This window comes from Methanoregula sp., assembly GCF_035543475.1.
GTDB lineage: Archaea > Halobacteriota > Methanomicrobia > Methanomicrobiales > Methanospirillaceae > Methanoregula.
Window position 1 is genome coordinate 1 of the sequence record NZ_DATKKA010000008.1, and the last position, 17,498, is coordinate 17,498.

Consider the following 17,498-nt stretch of genomic DNA (forward strand, 5'->3'; position numbering starts at 1 on the left):
ATACACGTCGTCCCCGGGCGAAAACTCGTTCGTACCCGCTATGTGCGCTGATAACGCAGGGCTCCCCGCCATGACCTGCGTCCCCGCACTCGCCGGCGAAATTATCGCCAGCGCCACAATGAACAGGGCTAGACTGAGCAGCCACAACAGATTTGCCCGGTGCACATGCCGCCCTTGCCCGGTCCCGGAGGTGTCCCTTGCTGCGGTGGGTAGTGTTTGGTTTATTCCATTCATGCCGATCCTCGAAAAAGATGTCTGAATTTTAGTACCGGTTGAAATCCCTATCATATATATCCCCCTCCTGTCCTCATCTCCTGAACGCAGGTAGCTTTGTTCCCCCCGATTTTCACATCCCGTCTTCCTTGTTTTTGTGACATCCGGGGAAGACAGCCTTCCTCATGCCCACACCCGCACACCGCCAGAGGTTCGCTCATTCCAGCGTCCTCCTGAAGGTGACAATGCCGAGGATGATCATGACCGAAGAGAAGATTAACAAAGCGATAAGATCGATCCCAATCACGTTGAGCCCCTGGTTCCTCAGGATGATACTCCTCAGTGCATGGATCCCGTAATACTCCGGGTTGATGACCGTAATCCAGCGCAACCAGCCCGGCATCCCGATGACCGGGTAGAAAGCTCCTGATGTCATAAAAAGCATGAGGTTAAAGAACGCGATGACCGAGGAGTATTCCTGCTGCGAGGAGAAACGGGATGCAAAGGAGACCACAAGGCTTGTCACCCCCATGCAGGCGATAAGGATAACCAGGAGGACGAGCAGGAAATCCTGAAAACTCTGGAGGGCGATGCCGGTTATCAGCAGATCGATCCAGAATATGGTAAACCCGGCGATAAATGCCCTCACGGTTCCGCTCGAGATGATCCCCATGACGATGCTTGATCGTTTTACCGGGGTGACCAGGTACCCCTCATGGATACCGTTCTCCCGGTCCTTGATGAGCGCGATCCCACCGCCGAACATGGTGGAGGTGAAGATAGCCATCATGATGACACCCACGCCAAAGAACTGGAGATAGGTGATGTCACCATAAATTTTATCGACGATGATCGGGTTTTTTGCCCCAAGACCCAGCATGACCTGGGTCACCGCTTCTTCGACAAGAGGGGGGGTGATGGAATCCGAACTGTCCACGTAGAGCCGGACGGCGTTATCGTTTGAGACGGATGACGGAAAAACGATGACAGCAGAAATCTTCCCATTCTCCAGATCCTGTTTGGCCTGGGCTTCATCCGCGTAAATGATGACATCCAGCTGTTTTTCTGCATTGTTCTCGCTGCCCTGACTGATGTGGTTGAGCTGGTACGCCGCACTCGTGAAAAGCGGAGTGTCATTGTAGGGCGGGACTTCCTGGACTACGCCGACCGGGATGTGGCTGATGGTCCCACCCATCGCGCTCCCGAAGACGATCAGGTACATGATGGGCATAAAAAGCGTCATCATGATGATGAACGGGTTACTCAGGAACTTTTTGAAATCCCGTTTAAAGATTGCAAGGGGCCCCCGCATCACGGCTACCGTCTCCTGCCCGGACCGGGCGTATCATTTCCCTCCCCGTTTCCGTTGTCCAGGCCCTTGCCGGTGAGGTAGATGAAGATGTCCTCGAGCGAAGGGGAACGGATGGAAAGGGAGCTGATGGGAATCTGGAATTTATCGAATATTGCAAGGATGGAGGGGATTGCCTGGCTGCCGTTTGTTGCCGAGATGGTGACCTTATGCTCGACAACCGATACCGCGTTGACAAGAGGAACGCTGCGGAGGTTCTCCTCAACGGGGGCATCCATGTGATCGATACCGATCTCAATAAGATCCCCCGCCGGGATCAGTTTCCGGAGATTTTCCAGGGTATCGAGCGCGATTAGTTTGCCCCGCTCTACAAAGGCGATCCTCCCACAGAGTTTTTCCGCTTCATCCATGTAGTGGGTGGTGAGGATGATCGTTGTATGCTCGCGGTTGAGCATCATGATCTGCTGCCAGACCTCACGGCGGGCTTCAGGGTCAAGGCCGATGGTGGGCTCGTCGAGGAACAGGATGAGCGGGCGGTGGATGAAGGCCCGTACGATCTCGAGTTTGCGTTTCATACCCCCGGAGAACGTGCCCACCGGCATATAGGCACGGTCGGCGAGGCCGGCCATCTTTAACAGTTCCCAGATCCGGTCCGGGAGAATGCTGTCCGGGACATTTTCGAGTTTCCCGTAGAATTCGAGGTTATCGTATGCAGTCAGCTCAGAATCGCTGGTATAGTTCTGTGCACAGACCCCGATGATCTCCCGGATCTTCTCCGGGTCTTCAGTGATGTCGTAGTTGTTGACAAATGCCTGGCCCGATGTCGGGGAAAGCAGGGTCGTGAGAATCCTGATGAGCGTGCTCTTCCCGGCTCCGTTTGCTCCGAGAAGGCCAAAGATCTCCCCGCGTTTTACCTCGAAAGAAACATCGTTGACAGCTATCACGGTCTTGGTCTTGCTGGCAAAGACCTTGGAGAGGTGGTCGATCCGGATGATCGCCGAGTCGTCAGCGTTGTCCCATCCATTCTGTTCTGCCGGCCGGGCGCCACCGGTACTGCCGCTGGCCCCCTGTGGAGCATCAGTATCCCCCGGGGAATCCGGTGAGGTTCGTGTTATGCGTTCGAAAAGTTCCACAATGGCTCACCCCGTCTGGAGTTTTAAGAGTATCTGGTAAGTATCTTCCAGTGCCGTGCACAGATTTCCGACGTCCTCATCGTTCAGGCCGGACAGATTCTCTTTGAGGTCATTCTTGTACCAGGTGAGCGATTGCCGGAGATATTTTTTCCCTTTCTCCGTAATCGCAAGGTTAATCACCCGGCGATCGGCAGGATCCGGGCGACGCTCCACCAGGCCGTCTGCTATCATCAGGTCAGCCAGCCGTGTCATATAGGGGCGCGAGATGTAGAGGCGATTACCTATCTCTGACATGGTCAGGGATTTTGCCTTCATCAGCACGCCAAGCGTATGGAGCTGGGCTACCTGGATACCGGTGATTGAGGGCCGGTGCCGGATCACGTTCTTGTAGTAAAGGGGTATGAGTGCGAGAAGTGCATCAGCAGCGCGATCCCGTATATCTTCAGCCATCTGGGTTCAACTCCCTGAACTAGTTTTTCAGTTTAATAGTTAAATAAGTGAACTATTGTATCAGTGAACGATCCAGAGCGAATACCCTTTTTGCTGCAACTCCCGAAAAGCGGCATGGGTCATATCCCCGGAGTACAGGGAACAGAAGTCCACGCGGGAAATGCACGCTGGTTTTCCCTTAAACTACTTCACTGGTCACAAACAGGGATGCGATCAGTACCGCCCCAAACGCGGTGATCACCAGGCCGGCGAGGCGGTTGATCAGGTGGAGGCGTTCGCGGGTCAGGTAATCCCGCATGGATCCCAGCGTCCCGCACAGGAAGATCCACCACCCCATCTCCCCCAGGAAGACACCGGTAACAAAGAGCGCAGGGGTAATGCCGGTATTCCCGCTGAGCACCACGCCGAAGCTCGGGATAATGAGGGTAAAAAAGACAATGGTGAGCGGGTTTGCAAGCGTCAGGGCAAGCATCGTGGAGTAGTCAGCGACATAGGACTCTTTTTCCGGGGCGGGAGTTGCAGCAGGCGGCCCGGCAAGCATGATCCGGATCCCTACCGCAATCAGGGCTGCCCCTCCGAAGAGACGGAAGAACCACTGGCGGGCGAGCAGGAAATCCGAGATAAGTGCAAGGCCGAATGCTGTCACCGCGGCGTAAAAGGCATCCGCCGTTGCAATGCCGAGACCGGAGGTGATCCCGTGCAGGCGCCCGTAAGCAAGCGACCGCTGGATGCATACGAACGCGATAGGCCCTACCGGTGCGGCTAAGGCAATACCGATGATGATACCGTTGATGAACGATCCGGTCTCCACGTGCCTGCCTCGTGCGGTCTCTCTCTCACCGCATGTACCGTTACCTGTTGCATGTCCGGTATCATCAATCTGTCACTTTATGGAAGGCAATCCCTCGCAGGGCGGTTCTTTGGAGCCGGTAAAAAGAGGAACCGGGAATCTACCGGGATTAATTCAGGAGGAATTGCCATCCAAGCACGGCGATACAGATCACGGAACACACCACAACCAGTGCGATATTCAGTGATTTCTCGCGGCCGGTCATATCAGTCCAGCGGGCCTTCTGCAGCTTTGCGAGGTACCCGACAAACAGGCCGATTGCCGTACCTGCCATGAGCCCGACGACCGTAACCATGCCCACGGACAAAAAATCAGTATACATTCCCACTATCTCCATCGTTGGTTTGTGCTGCCGGGATATAAATCTCCACGCGCACGTGTGTGCACGGTGCTCTTCCTTCACCTCCCTGGCCCCGGATCCGTCTGACAGGATCGGTACATGGTTTTATCGTGCTCCGGGAACAATGGTACTGCCATATCGCGAATCTTTCATACGGAGGCGTAAAGTATGATTTCACTCCGGTTTTACCGCATCTATGATATCGGTCGGGAGATCGACATCGACTGGCTGGAAAAGTCCCTGGCCCGGAATTATTTTACCGCCCGTACCAGTTTTGTCCGGGTCAAGCCCAAGTCCATTATGATTGAGTCGTCACCGCTCCTGATCCGCATGCTGCCGGTCACGGTGGAACGGGAAGGGCGCTCGTACGAGTTCTCAGCAGTTGCCCGGGTCTACGATATCGGGGTGATCAGCCTCTGTTTCATCTATGATGATGAACCAGCAGATCACCGGGGACTCGAGGAGCTTGCGTTCCGGTTCGCCGGGCAGGAAGGGCTCTCGGATTTCTTTCTCCAGTATCTCAATACTCTGGGGGAGATCATCAAGCCGCATATCAAGAATTTTGCGATCGACCCGGACTTTTACGAGGATTATACTATCTACGTGACTGATAGGCGGGACGACACCATCGATCCGGTGCCGCTGCTGCTGGGGGACCGGGTCTGCGTGTCTCCCCAGATACGGGAGGATATCATAAAGAACTCCCTGAGTTACTCAAACGAGGATCTTGCCGTGATCTCGTGGGACTCAGCCCTGCTGTGCGGCCCCGAGAGCCCGACAGATCTTATCGATCTCATCGAGTTTGCGAACGTGCAGGTGCTCGAACTCCGGTATTATGACCGGGAACTCACCCGTGAGATGGCGCGGATGTACGATGATATCGAGCATGCGGACCGGTTGTCCTGGTTTTCCCGGAGCCGCCAGTACCATGCCATCATGAAACACCAGATGAAGACGTCCGCGGAGATCTCGGAGACGATCGAGAAGGTCGATAACCTGATCAAGGTGACCGAGGACGTCTATTATGCCCGGGTCTATGCCTCCGCCCTCAAGATCCTGCGGAGCAGCCAGTGGAGCGAGAGCGTGAGCCGGAAGATCGATGTGATCCGCGAGAACTACTCGATGCTTTCCGATGAGGTGAGGATCCAGCACTCGAACTTCCTTGAGTGGGTGGTGATCCTGCTCATCGCCTTCGAGATCGTGGTGATGCTCTGGGAACGTGTGTTTGCAGGATAACGAAAAAAGAGTGGCCCGGCAGCTGAGGATTTTAAAAAAAGAACGGGCCAGGAGCTAAAGATTCCGGAAAATCTGTCACTCATCTGCTGAAAATTTTCAAAAATGTGCGAATCGCGAGCTGAGGATTCCGGAAAATATGTGGCTTATCAGCTGGGGATTTCAAAAAAAGATCGGCATCGTTTCCGGGCCGGAGATGGGCAACCCACTTATAATCATCACATTCTCCGACGGAGAAGTGTGATCCCGTAGCCGTACCGGTCAAAAAAGATCAAATCGGCAGCTACGGATTCCGGAAAAAGTGTGGCTCTGCAGCGGAAGATTTTAAAAAAAGTTCGGGTCTGGAGCTGAGGATTCCGGAAAAAAAGCGACTCAGCAACTGAGGATTTTAAAAAAAGTTCGGGTCTGGATCTGAAGATTCCGGAAAATCTGTCAATCAGCTGCTGAAGATTTTTTTTTTAATGAGCGGGTTGGGAGCTGGAGATTTTCGAAAAAAAGCGACACGACATATGAGGGTTCCCGATTGTTTCGATATCAGGATCGGCTGCACGACACGGAACAATCCTGTAAATGGGGGTGCCAGGGTATATCGCCCGTCCCCTGCCCCCACCGTCACCTTCATGTCCATGGCACGCACCGGTACACCCATGGATACATCCCGGTCCCGCACTGCCCTCCTCTTTATTGCCTGCATTACCCTTCCCCTTATCGTCGGGTTTGCCGGTTCCGTCTTTACCTCCGGCAGTATCAACGGCTGGTATGCCGGGCTTACGAAACCCACATTTACCCCGCCGGCATGGGTTTTTGCCCCGGCCTGGACGATCCTGTACATCCTCATGGGAAGCGCCCTCTTTCTTGTCATTCAGGAAGGGACCGGAACGCCCCTTGCCCGTCAGGGCCTCCTCCTCTTCGCCGCCCAGCTTGCCCTCAACTTCGGCTGGTCGCTGGTCTTCTTTGGTATGCATGCCATTGCTGCGGCGCTTGCCGTGCTCCTGCTTCTTATTATCCTTATTGCGGCAACAGCGCTTGTCTTCCGGCGCATCTCTGCACCGGCCGCGTGGCTGCTTGTTCCCTACCTTGCGTGGTGCTGCTTTGCCGCGACCTTAAATGCCGGCATCTGGATGATCAACTGAAAAGACCTGCCACAGGATAGCCGGACCATTTTTATGGTACGTTATCCGGGCCGTGCGGAATACCGGCTGCCGGACATGGACAATATACCCACGCAATCCGGGCAAAAGCACCACGGATACTCTAAAAAAGGGAAATAAGAAACCGGTTTTAACCCTTAGAACCGGGGCTTCCGGTGCTTCGGCAGGCAGTCCCGGCAGTATACGGGCCGGCCCTCGGTGGGCTTGAACGGCACTTCGCATTCTTTTCCGCAGTCTGCACAGGTAGCTTTTGTCATTTCACGTTGGCCGAAATCGCGGGGACCCCGACCGCCAAAATTGGATGATCCGTACATGATGTTCCCATACAGTTAAAACAACTGTGTAAGATTGGATGATGTCCAAGTTTAATTACTTCTGGATGAGCACATCCTCTCCGCAGCCCGGCCAAAAGAGCATGCAAAAAGGGGTTTGCCCTGGCCAGAGTCTGCCCGTTATTCCCCGGTTCTGCCATCAGGAACGGGTGGCTGGTGCTTCTCGGCACGGCAGAGCTGCCTGGTACTGCTGATGCTGTACGATGCGAGGATCATCTCATCACTCATACTCCGCTCCCCGATACCGATGCGGGTCAGTCGTTCGCGGATCAACCGGATTTTCTCAGCGTTGTCATGCATGGATACAGGTTTACTTTGTTGTGCGACACGATGAAGCAATGGTTTGCAGTAACGGGCACGATCGAATAAGCAACCTGCGGGAATAAGAAAAAAGAGTGTGTCGGATTTACAGGTACCGGTTCTTCCGCAGCCAGTCCACCTGGGGCGGAAGGTACCGGTAGATGATATCGCACTTGTCGTCCTGGAAACTCCACGGGACGATGATCAGGGTATCCCCTTCCCGGATCCAGACACGCTTCTTGATCTTCCCTTTGATCCGGCCCATACGGGTAACCCCGTCAAAGCAGCGTACCCGGATATGGTTTGCCCCCATCATCAGATCGGCGGAGCCAAACATCTCGTTGTTCCATTTCTTGGGCAGCCTGACCCGGACAACAGGTGTACCGTCAGGATTAAACTCTTCGGGCCCCTCCTCGCTCGCGGAGCCGTTTTTTTTCCTGGTATTATCGGTGATGCCACCAACTCCGCATATTTAAATGTCGTTACGAATAATTAACGTATCCATCCGTGCACCGGTCCAGACCTTGCACGCGGCCCGCTCACCGGGGTTCCGGGCCGAGCAGTCTCTGCTGGCCGGCCCCGGGTTTCCTGAGTCCCGAAAGACGCAGGCCGAGCCGTCGGATCGTTGTTCCGTCCCAGAGCTCGCGGAGCAGCTCGCCGGCAGAGGTACGGATAGTGGCCTCGTCGTTGTGGTAGTGGAGAAGGGACGTTGCCTTTGTCTTTGAGACAAACCCTCCGTACCTGACCCGGACCGTGACAGTCTTAAACTGCAGGCCCTCGTCAATGAGTGTCTGCGCCAGTTCGCGGACGAGGAGATCCATGGTGGCAGCGATCTCGTCCGGGTTGTCGGTGTCGTGCACAAAGGTGGTTTCTTTCGAGATGGATTTGACCCCATCGCGCTCGATGACTTCGCTATCATCATGGCCAAGGGCCGCCTCGCGGAGCAGGCCTGCAGATCGCCCGAACGCCCCCACAAGGATCTGGATATCACACGTGGCGAGCTCGCCGATGGATATAATCCCGAGGGCTTCAAGGTGCGTTCCGGTCTTTCCCCCGATCCCCGGGATCTTCCGGACCGGAAGCGGGGCAAGGAAATCCCGGACCTCATCGGGTGTAACCACGGTCAGGCCGTCGGGTTTCCGGTACCCGGAGGCGATCTTTGCAACAATCTTGGATGGGGCGACCCCGAGTGAGCAGCTGATCCCTACCCGCTCATGGATCTCCTGCTTGAGCCGCTGGGCAAGGTTCCGGGCCGCATCAAAGTCTCCGGCCGGGCTGATGTCAAGGAACGCCTCGTCTATGCTCACCTGTTGGACACGGTAGCCGGTCTCTTTGAGGATCCTCATGATCTCTGTGGAGACCGCCGCATACCGGCCCATGTCGGGGCGGAGGTAGACCGCATCCGGGCAGAGCAGGTACGCCTGCGAGATCGGCATCGCGGACCGGACCCCGAAGGCGCGGGCCTCGTACGAACAGGTCGAGACCACGCCTCGCCCGCCCCCGCCCTGTGGGTCGGCACCGACAATCACCGGCTTTCCCGCGATCTCCGGCCGGTCGTGCATCTCAACGGCGGCATAGAAGCAGTCCATATCAGCATGCAGGATGATTCGCTGGTGTGCTGTTCCTGTCTGCATGTCCATGTTGGCCTCCTTTCCACGGCAGAAACTCTAGACTGCCCCTGCTGCTTCTCCCGTTCGCACGGGATCGGTTTTTGGGGCAGCAAAGTCGCTTAATGTGCACTGGCGCTGCCGGAGACAGTCTTTGAGGAGCGTTGTCTCAGTGATAAAGCGCTGCATGGGCAGGGTGAAACGCTCCGAGACCTGGCCAAGCGCCCCTTTGAGATCTTCGAACTCTGTGGGCCGCTCTTTCATCGCGCTCCTGACGTTCTCCCGGACGTTGAAGACCCCCATCGGGACATATCCGGGCAATGCTTCGCGCAGCACAATCACTCCTGCCTGCCTCTGTTCTTTTGCAAGCTCTTCGAGCACCGCCATCTTGCAGGAATAGTAGCAGCCCCCAAGCGGCGAATAGCCGGTCTTTTTCCTGAACCCCTCGAAATCGGAGAAGACATACTCCTCGTTCCCGAGGACATGCAAAAAGGCCTCGGTCCATTCATACTGCCACGCTGTCGGGAGGAGAATCACCGCGTACCGGTTGTTCAGGCTCGCGAACTCGTACAACCGTACGGTATCTATGGCAGGGCATTTCCTGACATTTGCGAGCAGGTGGTCGCCGATCATCGTGTCGCAGGCAGTAATTGACCACCGGGTGGGAACGAAGTGCCGGTTCCCGGCATGACCCATCGTCCCTGCAGAAAATGCCTTCTGGATCGTGGAGAATGCCATCCCCTGCCGGTGGAGATCGAGGACAGCGTCCTTTGAGAGGAGATCGGTATCGTAATAGACCTTCTCGAGGGAATGATCCCAGCGCTGGGCCTCGATCTCGAAGCGTTCGAGCGGGGCGCTTGGCCCAAACGGGGTGTGCTCCTCTGAAAACGAGAGACCGGCCGGGGCTGTCTCAAATGAGGCCTCGCTCTCAAGGGAATTTTCCGAGAGAACGATCTCCTGGAGTTTTCCGACAAACTGGTTGTCGAGGTCAAACGCATTGTTGAGCCTTTTTCCCCGGACAAGATTCATCCGGTACCCGATAATCTCCTCCTGCGAGCACCTGCCCGTGATCCACTCCTCGGGCCGGTCCATGATGCCGGTATCACCGTGGACAGGAGCAATCATCGGGCCGGCAAAGATGTCCGGGTAGTTGTAGCTCCCGATAAAAACCGAGGGTGGGGTACTGCCGGCCAGTTCCTTTCCCACCGCTACCGATTTCATCTGACTCGTGGCGGCGGTCAGCTGCCTGAGGTAGGCCCCTTTCCCGAGGATCATAGATGAAAAGGAGGTTCGTACCGGGATATTAAAGCCCTTCGGGACGCGGAATGAAAGTGAACTCCACCCTCCTGCCGATAGGAGCGGACAAACCTTTATCTCCGCCGGGTACGCGATATCTAGATGGATAATCCCCGGTTATCGGGATCCGAGGTTTGCTGTATGTTTGATGCGCTCTTCCTGCCCACCTGGTCGCCTTATGCAGCAGGCGCCGGTATAGGCGTTGTGGTCTGCCTGTCGTTTTTCCTGTGTAACCGCCCTCTCGGGTCTTCGTCTGCCTATATGAAGGTCTGGGGACTTATCGAGAAGGCTGCAGATCCGGCGGTTGAAGAAAAAAAAGAATTTTACCGAGAGATCCCCCCACGGTTTGACGGGGTGCTGATGCTCCTGCCCGGGATCTTCATCGGTGCGTTTCTCTCTGCCGCACTCTCCGGCCAGTTCCACCTTTCATGGGTGCCCCTGCTCTGGGCGGCCGCTTTTGGCAATAATGCGATCCTCCGGGTCCTTGTCGCGTTTCTTGGGGGTATTATCCTCGCCCTCGGAGCACGCTGGGCGGGCGGCTGCACGAGCGGCCACGGCATCAGCGGCACAAGCCAGCTCTCGCTTGCAAGCATCATCTCTGCTGCCTGCTTCTTTATCGGGGGCATCATCACCGCGTCTGTACTCTTCCATGCGGCAGGGGTGTGATTCGTCATGCCCCTGTGCACCCGGATCCACCATGACGGGCGGGCCCAGCTCATCTTTGGGCTTCTTGTCGGTATCCTCTTTGGATTCTTCCTCCAGAAAGGCGGGGTGACCAGCTATGATGTAATCATCGGGCAGCTCCTCCTGGAAAACTTTACCGTGGTAAAAGTGATGCTCTCCGCGGTCATTGTCGCAATGATTGGTGTCCACCTCCTCGTCCGGTATGGATACGCGGAACTGCACGTCTACCCCGGTTCATGGGGATCAAACCTCATCGGCGGGATTATATTCGGGATCGGGTTTGCACTGCTCGGTCTCTGTCCGGGGACGGTAATCGGGGCAGCGGGGACCGGGGCCCTTGATGCGCTCATCGGCGGGATCCTCGGCCTGCTTGTGGGCTCAGGCCTTTTTGCGAACCTGTACCCCAGGATTAAGCCCATCCTCTGCCAGGGGCCGTTTTCGGCTCAGACGCTCCCGGAACTCCTGCACCTGAACCGGTGGGTAGTGATTGTCATTGTCGAAGCCTGCATGGTGGGCATCCTCCTCCTGCTGGCCGGCATCGGGTTGTAAACGGGGTAGATAAGGACTCCCTTTTTTCCCCGCAGCTTTGCCCTGCATGCTCGCTCCCTGAATAATCGCATGAAAAAAGACACCCTGCTATGATCCTGTCATCTCTGGCTCCTGCTCTCGTTGTTTTGTATGCACTCGTAAATGCCGGGGTTTTTTGCTTGTATGGCTATGATAAGCGCGCCGCCCGGACCGGCAGGTGGCGGATTCCTGAATCCACTCTTCTCGGTGCTGCGCTTGTGGCCCCGTTTGGTGCATGCGGGGCGATGCTCTTCTTCCGGCACAAGACCCGGAAGCTGAAATTTTATCTTGTGCCCGTCTTTCTTGCAGCCCACCTCGCTGCCATCCTGTACCTGGCAGGGGTGCCCGTTCCCGCTCTGGGGTAAAGGATCGTTGCCGGAACCCTCCTGCTTTATTACCGGGTCTGGTCATATTTTCTTTGAATGCGAACCAACAGGCACCAGTATTTCCTTGACCTCGCCCAGCGGTGTGCCAACCAGGGCACCTGCCTGCGGCGTAACTTTGGCGCGATCATCGTGGACGAATTCAATACAATCGTCTCCACCGGTTACACCGGGGCTCCGCGTAAGCAGATGGACTGCACGGAGCTCAACTACTGCTGGAGAAAGGAGCACAATATCCCCTCGGGTTCGAACTACGAGAGGTGCAGGAGCGTGCATGCCGAAATGAACGCGATGCTTCAGGCAGGAAAACTGGCCCGGGGTTGTACCCTCTACCTTGCCGGTTTCGATGTCACCACCGGAGAGCTCACCCAGATCTGGCCGTGCTTTTTGTGCTCCAAGATGATCGTCAACAGCGGGATCACCCGCGTCATCATGCGGACAACCCCTGCAGAGTACAAGGAGATGGACCCCATGGTGCTGTACCAGATGCGGAGCCGGGAATCTCTTGGGGACGATACTCCGTCATAATCTTCTTTTTTGGCTCGCAAGAACTATGCTCCCGTAACTCCCATCAATTCCTGCACATGTCCCCCCGCACCATTCCCGTGGTACTGGTCCATGGCTGGAAGAGCCATCCCGGCATCTGGAACAGACTGGTTCCCCGGCTCCACGAGACGGGCACTCCTGCATGGATCTTCGATTATACTTCTCTTGATGGTGCCACCATGGAAGAGATTGCGGGGGCCCTTGGGGATTTTATCGCCGCACGGCGAAATGAGGTGGAATATACCGGTAGTATCGATATGGTCTGCCATTCTATCGGATCCTGCATTACCCGCTGCCTCCTCGAAGTCACTGACGGTCAGGCCCGGCACGAACGGGTGCGCCAGCTCATCGCGATCGGTCCGCCCAACAACGGGTCCTCTCTTGCCGAACTCTTCTGCGACCCGGTGATCGGGCCGGAAATTACCGGCAGATTGATCGGCACCTTTGTTCCCCGGAACTTTGATCCCGCAGCCGATGTCATCGTCCAGGCCTGCCGCCCGGGGAGTGCAACGATGGCAGCCCTGCGTGCTGCCGGTACCCGCCCCGATATCTTGTACCGGCTTCTCTGCGCGGAGAATCCGGCCGGTATACCCTCGTTTTTCCCCTGCTTTGACGGGAAAACCTTTGAGCTGCAGCCGGATGGCCGGTGGGCGATGACCTTTGCCGGTGACGGCATCGTGCCGCACGCGGATTCTGTTCTTCCCGGTGCGTCACTGGATATTCTGCCTGCACATCCTTCGGACCTTGAAAAGGATCCCAGCCAGTACTGTCACCTCCAGCTGCCCCGGGCTCCCGAGGTGGTGGACCGGGTTATGGAGTACCTGTGCGAGGGTCCGGTAACACCGTAGTGGTCGGACACTCCTCTTCGGGCAGTGACCTGCTTAAGGGGATTCTTCCATCAGGCCGGCGCTTTTTGCCTCATTATAAAGGGAGACCAGCGAGATGCTGATCAGGTTGAGCGTGGTTGCTGCGTACCACAGGACAGATTCGGGCGGTGAGAGCCTGGTGATCCAGCCTGACCAGAGCATGAGACAGATGATCGTAAAGGAGAGCAGGGTATCAATGGCAAGAAAGACCAGCGGGCGGTGCAAAAACCGCCCGATCTCGGCAAGCGTGCAGTACTCCAGCGGTGTGGGGATGTGCAGGAGATCACCTGACGCCCGGAGGGTGTTCATGACAAAATCGATGGCAGCCCATCCGACCACCAGCCATCCAAAGGAGGTGAGGAGAGGATCCGACGGGGTTCCGGCCTGGATTGCGGCAAAACCGAAGATCGCCTTGAAGGTACAGAACGGAAGACCAATGGTCAGGGTCAGAAAAAAAGGCCGGACAAAGAAGGCCTGGATGCGGTCTGCAGGATGTGCATCAGGGGAGGGTGCGGTACCATTCCGACTGGGGGTCTTTTCCTGCGACATAGATGGGAGTAACGGGGGTTGGTGGTCCGCGGTGACAGGGCCTGTCACCTGATATGATGAACGGTATGTCGGGATAGAATAAGAAGGATTTTGGTACAGGATGGAGGCGTCGGATCATAACGATGCGGGGGAATGGATTTATAATCCCCTGCAATGAACCCTTGGCTATGTCACCCGCAAGCCCGGATAAGATCCGCCACAAGAAAGATCATGATCACCACCCCGCGGTCACTCCTGCTGTCCACCCCGCTCACCAGGCCCAGAAAAAGGCAGCGCTCCCGCCCCGACACCATCCCCACTCCGGCCCGGAGAATAAGGACCTGAATCTGGATCACGGCATCCATGAAGACCGGCCCCGGCCCGGAAAGATCGCAAAGAAGGAAGATCCAACCCGGCCCCGAAAAAGTCCCCGCTGACCATCATACGGGCCGGGATTTGCTGCTTTTTTGTCCAGCTCCGGTTCCATCTCCTGACCCGGGAGTCCGGAAAAATGGGTATGATACCTGTTCCCGGTAAGTGGGGGGATTTACCGGTACCGCAGTACCCAGAGCGCCGCACAGAGGGAGAGAATGATGACTGCAGGTTCCAGTGGCGCTGCGGCAGTCGTAGTTGTGGCCGCGGGAGGGACGATTGTTACCGGTGTTGTTTCTGCCTCCGGGGGAGCCGTGCTCTGCGAAGGGACCTGCTGAGTGATAACGGTTGGCCGCGGAGGCCGGATGGCGATGGTGTCGATCGATACCGATCCTCCGGTCACCGCGGTGTCCCCGCGCTGCACGATAAGCGTATTATTGTTGACCGATGTCGGGTTCTCGACACGCACGGAATAGGGGCGCAGGGCGGTGTTCACCGATGTCCCGAACGCAACGACGGCCTGTCCTGAATCATCGGTTGTCACGAGAGCGTAATAACTTGTGTTGGGCAGGAGTGATGACGATGGTGCCACGTCATTGAGTATGGTCCTCCCGTTCCCGTTGTTATATTTGTAAGACCCGATCGTGTATGGCCCGCCATCGGGATCCTGCTGCACGTTCCATTGGTTGGCGATGATGAACGGCGGCTGATCGTAAGCCCCTCCCGAGAGCGACCAGGTTCCGGTCAGCCAGAGATAATAGGCAGTCTTGGGGTTTCCTGTGATATCGACCGTGAACTGGTGACCGCGGACGATCGGGGGCCCGGAGAGATCCGAGATAACATAGTCTGCAGCGACAGGAACGCACAGGAGCACCAGAATACAGGTACACAGGATAAACAGACGGATGCCAGACTTTGCAGACATACAGACCTCGTGTTTTCTGATAAGATGGCGTTCACCGTAGAGAGGGATAAACTCAGCGCTATCGTGCCCGGCCGGTTTTTCGTTTTGCCGGGAAGCCGGAAGATGATCTTTAAACGTTACATGCACCAATCTGGAATTGTATGCATGCCATCGAGGTCTCGCACCTCACCAAAAGATTCGGCACTCTCACCGCACTTAACGATATCAGTTTCTCGGTCGACGTGGGGGAAACGTTTGGTTTTTTAGGTCCAAACGGCGCAGGGAAGACCACCACGATCCGGATCCTGACCGGGATCTCCTACCCCACCTCCGGGACTGCCTCCATCTTCGGTCACGATATCGGGAAGGAGACGATTGCGGCCCGGCAGTCCATGGGGATTGTCTCGGAAACCTCCAATGTCTACGATGACCTGACCGCGTGGCAGAACATGATCTTTTCCGCGGAGCTCTACCACGTGCGCCGGGACGTGCGTGAGAAGAAGGCAAAAGACCTGCTCACCACATTCGATCTGTACGGGCGGCGCAACGACAAAGCGCGGGGTTTTTCCAAGGGCATGAAGCGGCGGCTGACCATTGCTATGGGCCTGGTCAACAGCCCCCGGCTCCTCTTCCTTGACGAACCGACATCCGGTCTGGATGTCCAGAGCAACCTGATCATCCGCGATGTGATCACGGACCTTATCGGTGAGGGCGTTACCGTGTTCCTGACAACCCACAACATCGAGGAGGCCAATATGATGTGTGACCGGGTGGCGATTGTCAACCGGGGTACGATTGCAGCGATCGATGCGCCTGAGCGGCTGAAAAAAACGATCCAGAGCGTGCAATCGATCGTGGTCTCGTTCGACTGTACCGTTATCCATCAGCTCGAGGAACTCCGCCGTCTCTCCATGGTCAATGATGCCATCAAGGAAGGGGACAAGTTCCGGCTCTATACCGAGGATCCTGCAACCGTAATAGAGGCAGTAATGGAGTATGCCCGGTTGCAGGGCCTCCGGGTGATCAGCATCTCTACCTTGGGCCCCAGCCTAGAGGATGTTTTCATCAAATTGACCGGACTGCAGCGGACCGGAGGGGTGGTCCATGCCATCGACTGAAGAGAAAACACCGGACGGCGTGTGGTTTGAGCGGCTCCATCACGAGCTCTCCGCTGCATGGGCGATCTCGCGCAAGGACATGATCACCTACTATATCAAGCCCAATATCATTGTCTCGGGTATCCTCTTCCCCCTCTTCATGTTCCTTGCCTTTGCCATCGGGAAGAACGCCCCGCCCGGCACCCTGATCCCGGGCCTGATTGCGATCACCCTACTCTTCTCGGCCTCCTCGATCGAGCCGGTCTCGATCCCCATCGAACGCCGCGTAAAAACCTTCGACCGGCTCCTCTCCGCTCCCATCTCGCTCCATTCGCTGGTCTTCGGGGAGAGCATGAGCGGTTTTCTTTACAGTCTGGGGATAGCCTGTCTTCCCCTCCTGATCGGGGTTGTCGTGTTCGGCACCCCGATCAAGCATATTCCCGTCCTTATTGTTGCGATGGCGCTGACCGCGTTCTGTTTTGCCACCCTCGGCACCCTGTTTGCCGCATATCCCACCGAGAATGTCGGTGAGGTGATGTCAATGCTCAACACATTCCGGCTGCCCCTCATCTTTATCTCCGGGGTGTTTATTCCCATCTCGGAGATCCCGCAGATCGGCCAGGCAATTGCCCTCTTCTCCCCGCTGACCTATGGCAACGATATGATTTCCTATGCATATACCGGGACATCGCTGTACTCCCCGGTATGGGATGTCATTGCTCTCTTTGTCTTTATCCTGCTCTTCCAGTTCGTGGCAAACCGGCTGTACAAGAAATTCAATGAATAATAAGAGAAAATAATGAGATGGGTAAAAAAGTCCGGGAGAGATCCGGTCCATACTCCCCCTTTTTTGATCTCGGATAATTGTGATACGATAAAGACACAGTCTCTTAAAAGAATGGAAGCATGCACTGGAGATATATTCGAAGGGTTACTCACATCTTCGACTGGTCGAAGGTGATGTTTGCCCCCGCCGGGGTTTTTGCTCTCTTTCCTTTGGCATCAGGGAAAAATTTCCGCACCTTCTCCTTGCGGGATTTGTGGCCGGCATCATCGGCTGCTTTTTTGGCCTCCTCTTCGGCATAGATGCCAAGGAAGCAGTCTACCGGGTTCTTCCCTCCCTGGCAGAGATCGTTCTTTTTATCCTCGCATTCGCTGCACTCGGGAACATGGGAGGGGAGGAGATGAGGAAAATGGATCTTCCACAGTTCCGGGTCGATCTTTCCTTCCTCAAAGAATTTTTTCACATGCCGTGGCGTGTATTTCATCGCTTAACCTATTGTACCAGCGATTTTTTATCTGTATCTCAGGAACCCAAAGACCATCCCGGAGGCTGC

General features: G+C 56.1%; 23 protein-coding genes and 1 pseudogene. 10 read left to right on the plus strand and 14 right to left on the minus strand.

Going from position 1 to position 17,498, the window contains the following annotated elements:
- The 6 genes and pseudogenes from VMS83_RS03425 to VMS83_RS03450 form a co-directional block, all read right to left on the minus strand.
- Positions 1 to 234, minus strand: a pseudogene (locus tag VMS83_RS03425) (hypothetical protein); the annotation flags it as partial.
- A 196-nt stretch (positions 235 to 430) separates the two neighbouring features.
- Positions 431 to 1,525, minus strand: coding sequence for an ABC transporter permease (locus VMS83_RS03430; RefSeq protein ID WP_325410017.1), 1,095 nt, complete (start codon positions 1,523 to 1,525; stop codon positions 431 to 433).
- A 5-nt stretch (positions 1,526 to 1,530) separates the two neighbouring features.
- The gene (locus VMS83_RS03435; protein ID WP_325409899.1) at positions 1,531 to 2,655 is read right to left on the minus strand and encodes an ATP-binding cassette domain-containing protein; all 1,125 of its coding nucleotides are present in this window, start codon (positions 2,653 to 2,655) and stop codon (positions 1,531 to 1,533) included.
- 6 nt (positions 2,656 to 2,661) lie between these two features.
- On the minus strand, positions 2,662 to 3,105 hold the full coding sequence (locus tag VMS83_RS03440) for a MarR family transcriptional regulator (RefSeq protein WP_325409900.1): 444 nt from the start codon (positions 3,103 to 3,105) through the stop codon (positions 2,662 to 2,664).
- A gap of 178 nt (positions 3,106 to 3,283) precedes the next feature.
- The gene (locus tag VMS83_RS03445) at positions 3,284 to 3,916 is read right to left on the minus strand and encodes a LysE family translocator (protein WP_325409901.1); all 633 of its coding nucleotides are present in this window, start codon (positions 3,914 to 3,916) and stop codon (positions 3,284 to 3,286) included.
- 148 nt (positions 3,917 to 4,064) lie between these two features.
- Entirely contained in the window at positions 4,065 to 4,292 is a 228-nt protein-coding gene (locus tag VMS83_RS03450; RefSeq protein WP_325409902.1) for a hypothetical protein, read from the minus strand.
- A gap of 171 nt (positions 4,293 to 4,463) precedes the next feature.
- On the opposite strand from VMS83_RS03450, the gene VMS83_RS03455 reads away from it, so the two are divergent.
- Together VMS83_RS03455 and VMS83_RS03460 are read left to right on the plus strand one after the other, a co-directional pair.
- Positions 4,464 to 5,531: a hypothetical protein gene (locus VMS83_RS03455; RefSeq protein ID WP_325409903.1), complete on the plus strand. Its 1,068-nt coding sequence runs from the start codon at positions 4,464 to 4,466 to the stop codon at positions 5,529 to 5,531.
- Positions 5,532 to 6,175: 644 nt separating this feature from the next.
- Entirely contained in the window at positions 6,176 to 6,661 is a 486-nt protein-coding gene (locus tag VMS83_RS03460; protein WP_325409904.1) for a TspO/MBR family protein, read from the plus strand.
- 155 nt (positions 6,662 to 6,816) lie between these two features.
- Here VMS83_RS03460 and VMS83_RS03465 read toward each other — a convergent pair whose 3' ends face one another.
- The 5 genes from VMS83_RS03465 to VMS83_RS03485 all read right to left on the minus strand — a co-directional run bounded on the left by VMS83_RS03465 (position 6,817) and on the right by VMS83_RS03485 (position 10,193).
- Positions 6,817 to 6,993 (minus strand): CxxC-x17-CxxC domain-containing protein, encoded by a 177-nt coding sequence (locus tag VMS83_RS03465; protein WP_325409905.1) that lies wholly within the window; start codon positions 6,991 to 6,993, stop codon positions 6,817 to 6,819.
- A 138-nt stretch (positions 6,994 to 7,131) separates the two neighbouring features.
- On the minus strand, positions 7,132 to 7,311 hold the full coding sequence (locus VMS83_RS03470; RefSeq protein WP_325409906.1) for a hypothetical protein: 180 nt from the start codon (positions 7,309 to 7,311) through the stop codon (positions 7,132 to 7,134).
- Between the two features lie 106 nt (positions 7,312 to 7,417).
- Positions 7,418 to 7,783, minus strand: a complete 366-nt coding sequence (eif1A, locus tag VMS83_RS03475; protein WP_325410019.1) for a translation initiation factor eIF-1A — start codon at positions 7,781 to 7,783, stop codon at positions 7,418 to 7,420.
- A 67-nt stretch (positions 7,784 to 7,850) separates the two neighbouring features.
- Complete coding sequence (dinB, locus tag VMS83_RS03480; RefSeq protein WP_325409907.1) at positions 7,851 to 8,951, minus strand: DNA polymerase IV; 1,101 nt, start codon at positions 8,949 to 8,951, stop codon at positions 7,851 to 7,853.
- Positions 8,952 to 8,978: 27 nt separating this feature from the next.
- The gene (locus VMS83_RS03485; RefSeq protein ID WP_325409908.1) at positions 8,979 to 10,193 is read right to left on the minus strand and encodes an Nre family DNA repair protein; all 1,215 of its coding nucleotides are present in this window, start codon (positions 10,191 to 10,193) and stop codon (positions 8,979 to 8,981) included.
- A 162-nt stretch (positions 10,194 to 10,355) separates the two neighbouring features.
- On the opposite strand from VMS83_RS03485, the gene VMS83_RS03490 reads away from it, so the two are divergent.
- The 5 genes from VMS83_RS03490 (at position 10,356) to VMS83_RS03510 (ending at position 13,242) form a co-directional block, all read left to right on the plus strand.
- Positions 10,356 to 10,880, plus strand: a complete 525-nt coding sequence (locus VMS83_RS03490; protein ID WP_325409909.1) for a YeeE/YedE thiosulfate transporter family protein — start codon at positions 10,356 to 10,358, stop codon at positions 10,878 to 10,880.
- A 6-nt stretch (positions 10,881 to 10,886) separates the two neighbouring features.
- Complete coding sequence (locus VMS83_RS03495) at positions 10,887 to 11,447, plus strand: YeeE/YedE thiosulfate transporter family protein (protein WP_325409910.1); 561 nt, start codon at positions 10,887 to 10,889, stop codon at positions 11,445 to 11,447.
- Positions 11,448 to 11,536: 89 nt separating this feature from the next.
- Positions 11,537 to 11,830, plus strand: a complete 294-nt coding sequence (locus VMS83_RS03500) for a DUF1294 domain-containing protein (protein ID WP_325409911.1) — start codon at positions 11,537 to 11,539, stop codon at positions 11,828 to 11,830.
- A gap of 57 nt (positions 11,831 to 11,887) precedes the next feature.
- The gene (locus VMS83_RS03505; protein ID WP_325409912.1) at positions 11,888 to 12,376 is read left to right on the plus strand and encodes a cytidine deaminase; all 489 of its coding nucleotides are present in this window, start codon (positions 11,888 to 11,890) and stop codon (positions 12,374 to 12,376) included.
- A 56-nt stretch (positions 12,377 to 12,432) separates the two neighbouring features.
- Positions 12,433 to 13,242: an acetyltransferase gene (locus tag VMS83_RS03510; RefSeq protein ID WP_325409913.1), complete on the plus strand. Its 810-nt coding sequence runs from the start codon at positions 12,433 to 12,435 to the stop codon at positions 13,240 to 13,242.
- A gap of 33 nt (positions 13,243 to 13,275) precedes the next feature.
- Here VMS83_RS03510 and VMS83_RS03515 read toward each other — a convergent pair whose 3' ends face one another.
- The gene (locus VMS83_RS03515) at positions 13,276 to 13,809 is read right to left on the minus strand and encodes a hypothetical protein (RefSeq protein WP_325409915.1); all 534 of its coding nucleotides are present in this window, start codon (positions 13,807 to 13,809) and stop codon (positions 13,276 to 13,278) included.
- Positions 13,810 to 13,976: 167 nt separating this feature from the next.
- On the opposite strand from VMS83_RS03515, the gene VMS83_RS03520 reads away from it, so the two are divergent.
- Complete coding sequence (locus VMS83_RS03520) at positions 13,977 to 14,225, plus strand: hypothetical protein (RefSeq protein ID WP_325409917.1); 249 nt, start codon at positions 13,977 to 13,979, stop codon at positions 14,223 to 14,225.
- A gap of 110 nt (positions 14,226 to 14,335) precedes the next feature.
- On the opposite strand, the gene VMS83_RS03525 is transcribed toward VMS83_RS03520, so the two are convergent.
- Positions 14,336 to 15,085, minus strand: a complete 750-nt coding sequence (locus tag VMS83_RS03525; RefSeq protein ID WP_325409919.1) for a hypothetical protein — start codon at positions 15,083 to 15,085, stop codon at positions 14,336 to 14,338.
- Positions 15,086 to 15,225: 140 nt separating this feature from the next.
- Between VMS83_RS03525 and VMS83_RS03530 the strand changes: the two genes are divergently transcribed.
- Entirely contained in the window at positions 15,226 to 16,182 is a 957-nt protein-coding gene (locus tag VMS83_RS03530; RefSeq protein WP_325409921.1) for an ATP-binding cassette domain-containing protein, read from the plus strand.
- A complete protein-coding gene (locus VMS83_RS03535) occupies positions 16,169 to 16,948 on the plus strand; it encodes an ABC transporter permease (RefSeq protein WP_325409923.1) in 780 nt (259 codons plus the stop codon). Before VMS83_RS03530 ends, VMS83_RS03535 begins: the two co-directional genes overlap by 14 nt.
- A 148-nt stretch (positions 16,949 to 17,096) precedes the next feature.
- On the opposite strand, the gene VMS83_RS03540 is transcribed toward VMS83_RS03535, so the two are convergent.
- Positions 17,097 to 17,429: a hypothetical protein gene (locus VMS83_RS03540; protein ID WP_325409925.1), complete on the minus strand. Its 333-nt coding sequence runs from the start codon at positions 17,427 to 17,429 to the stop codon at positions 17,097 to 17,099.
- Positions 17,430 to 17,498: the final 69 nt, after the last annotated feature.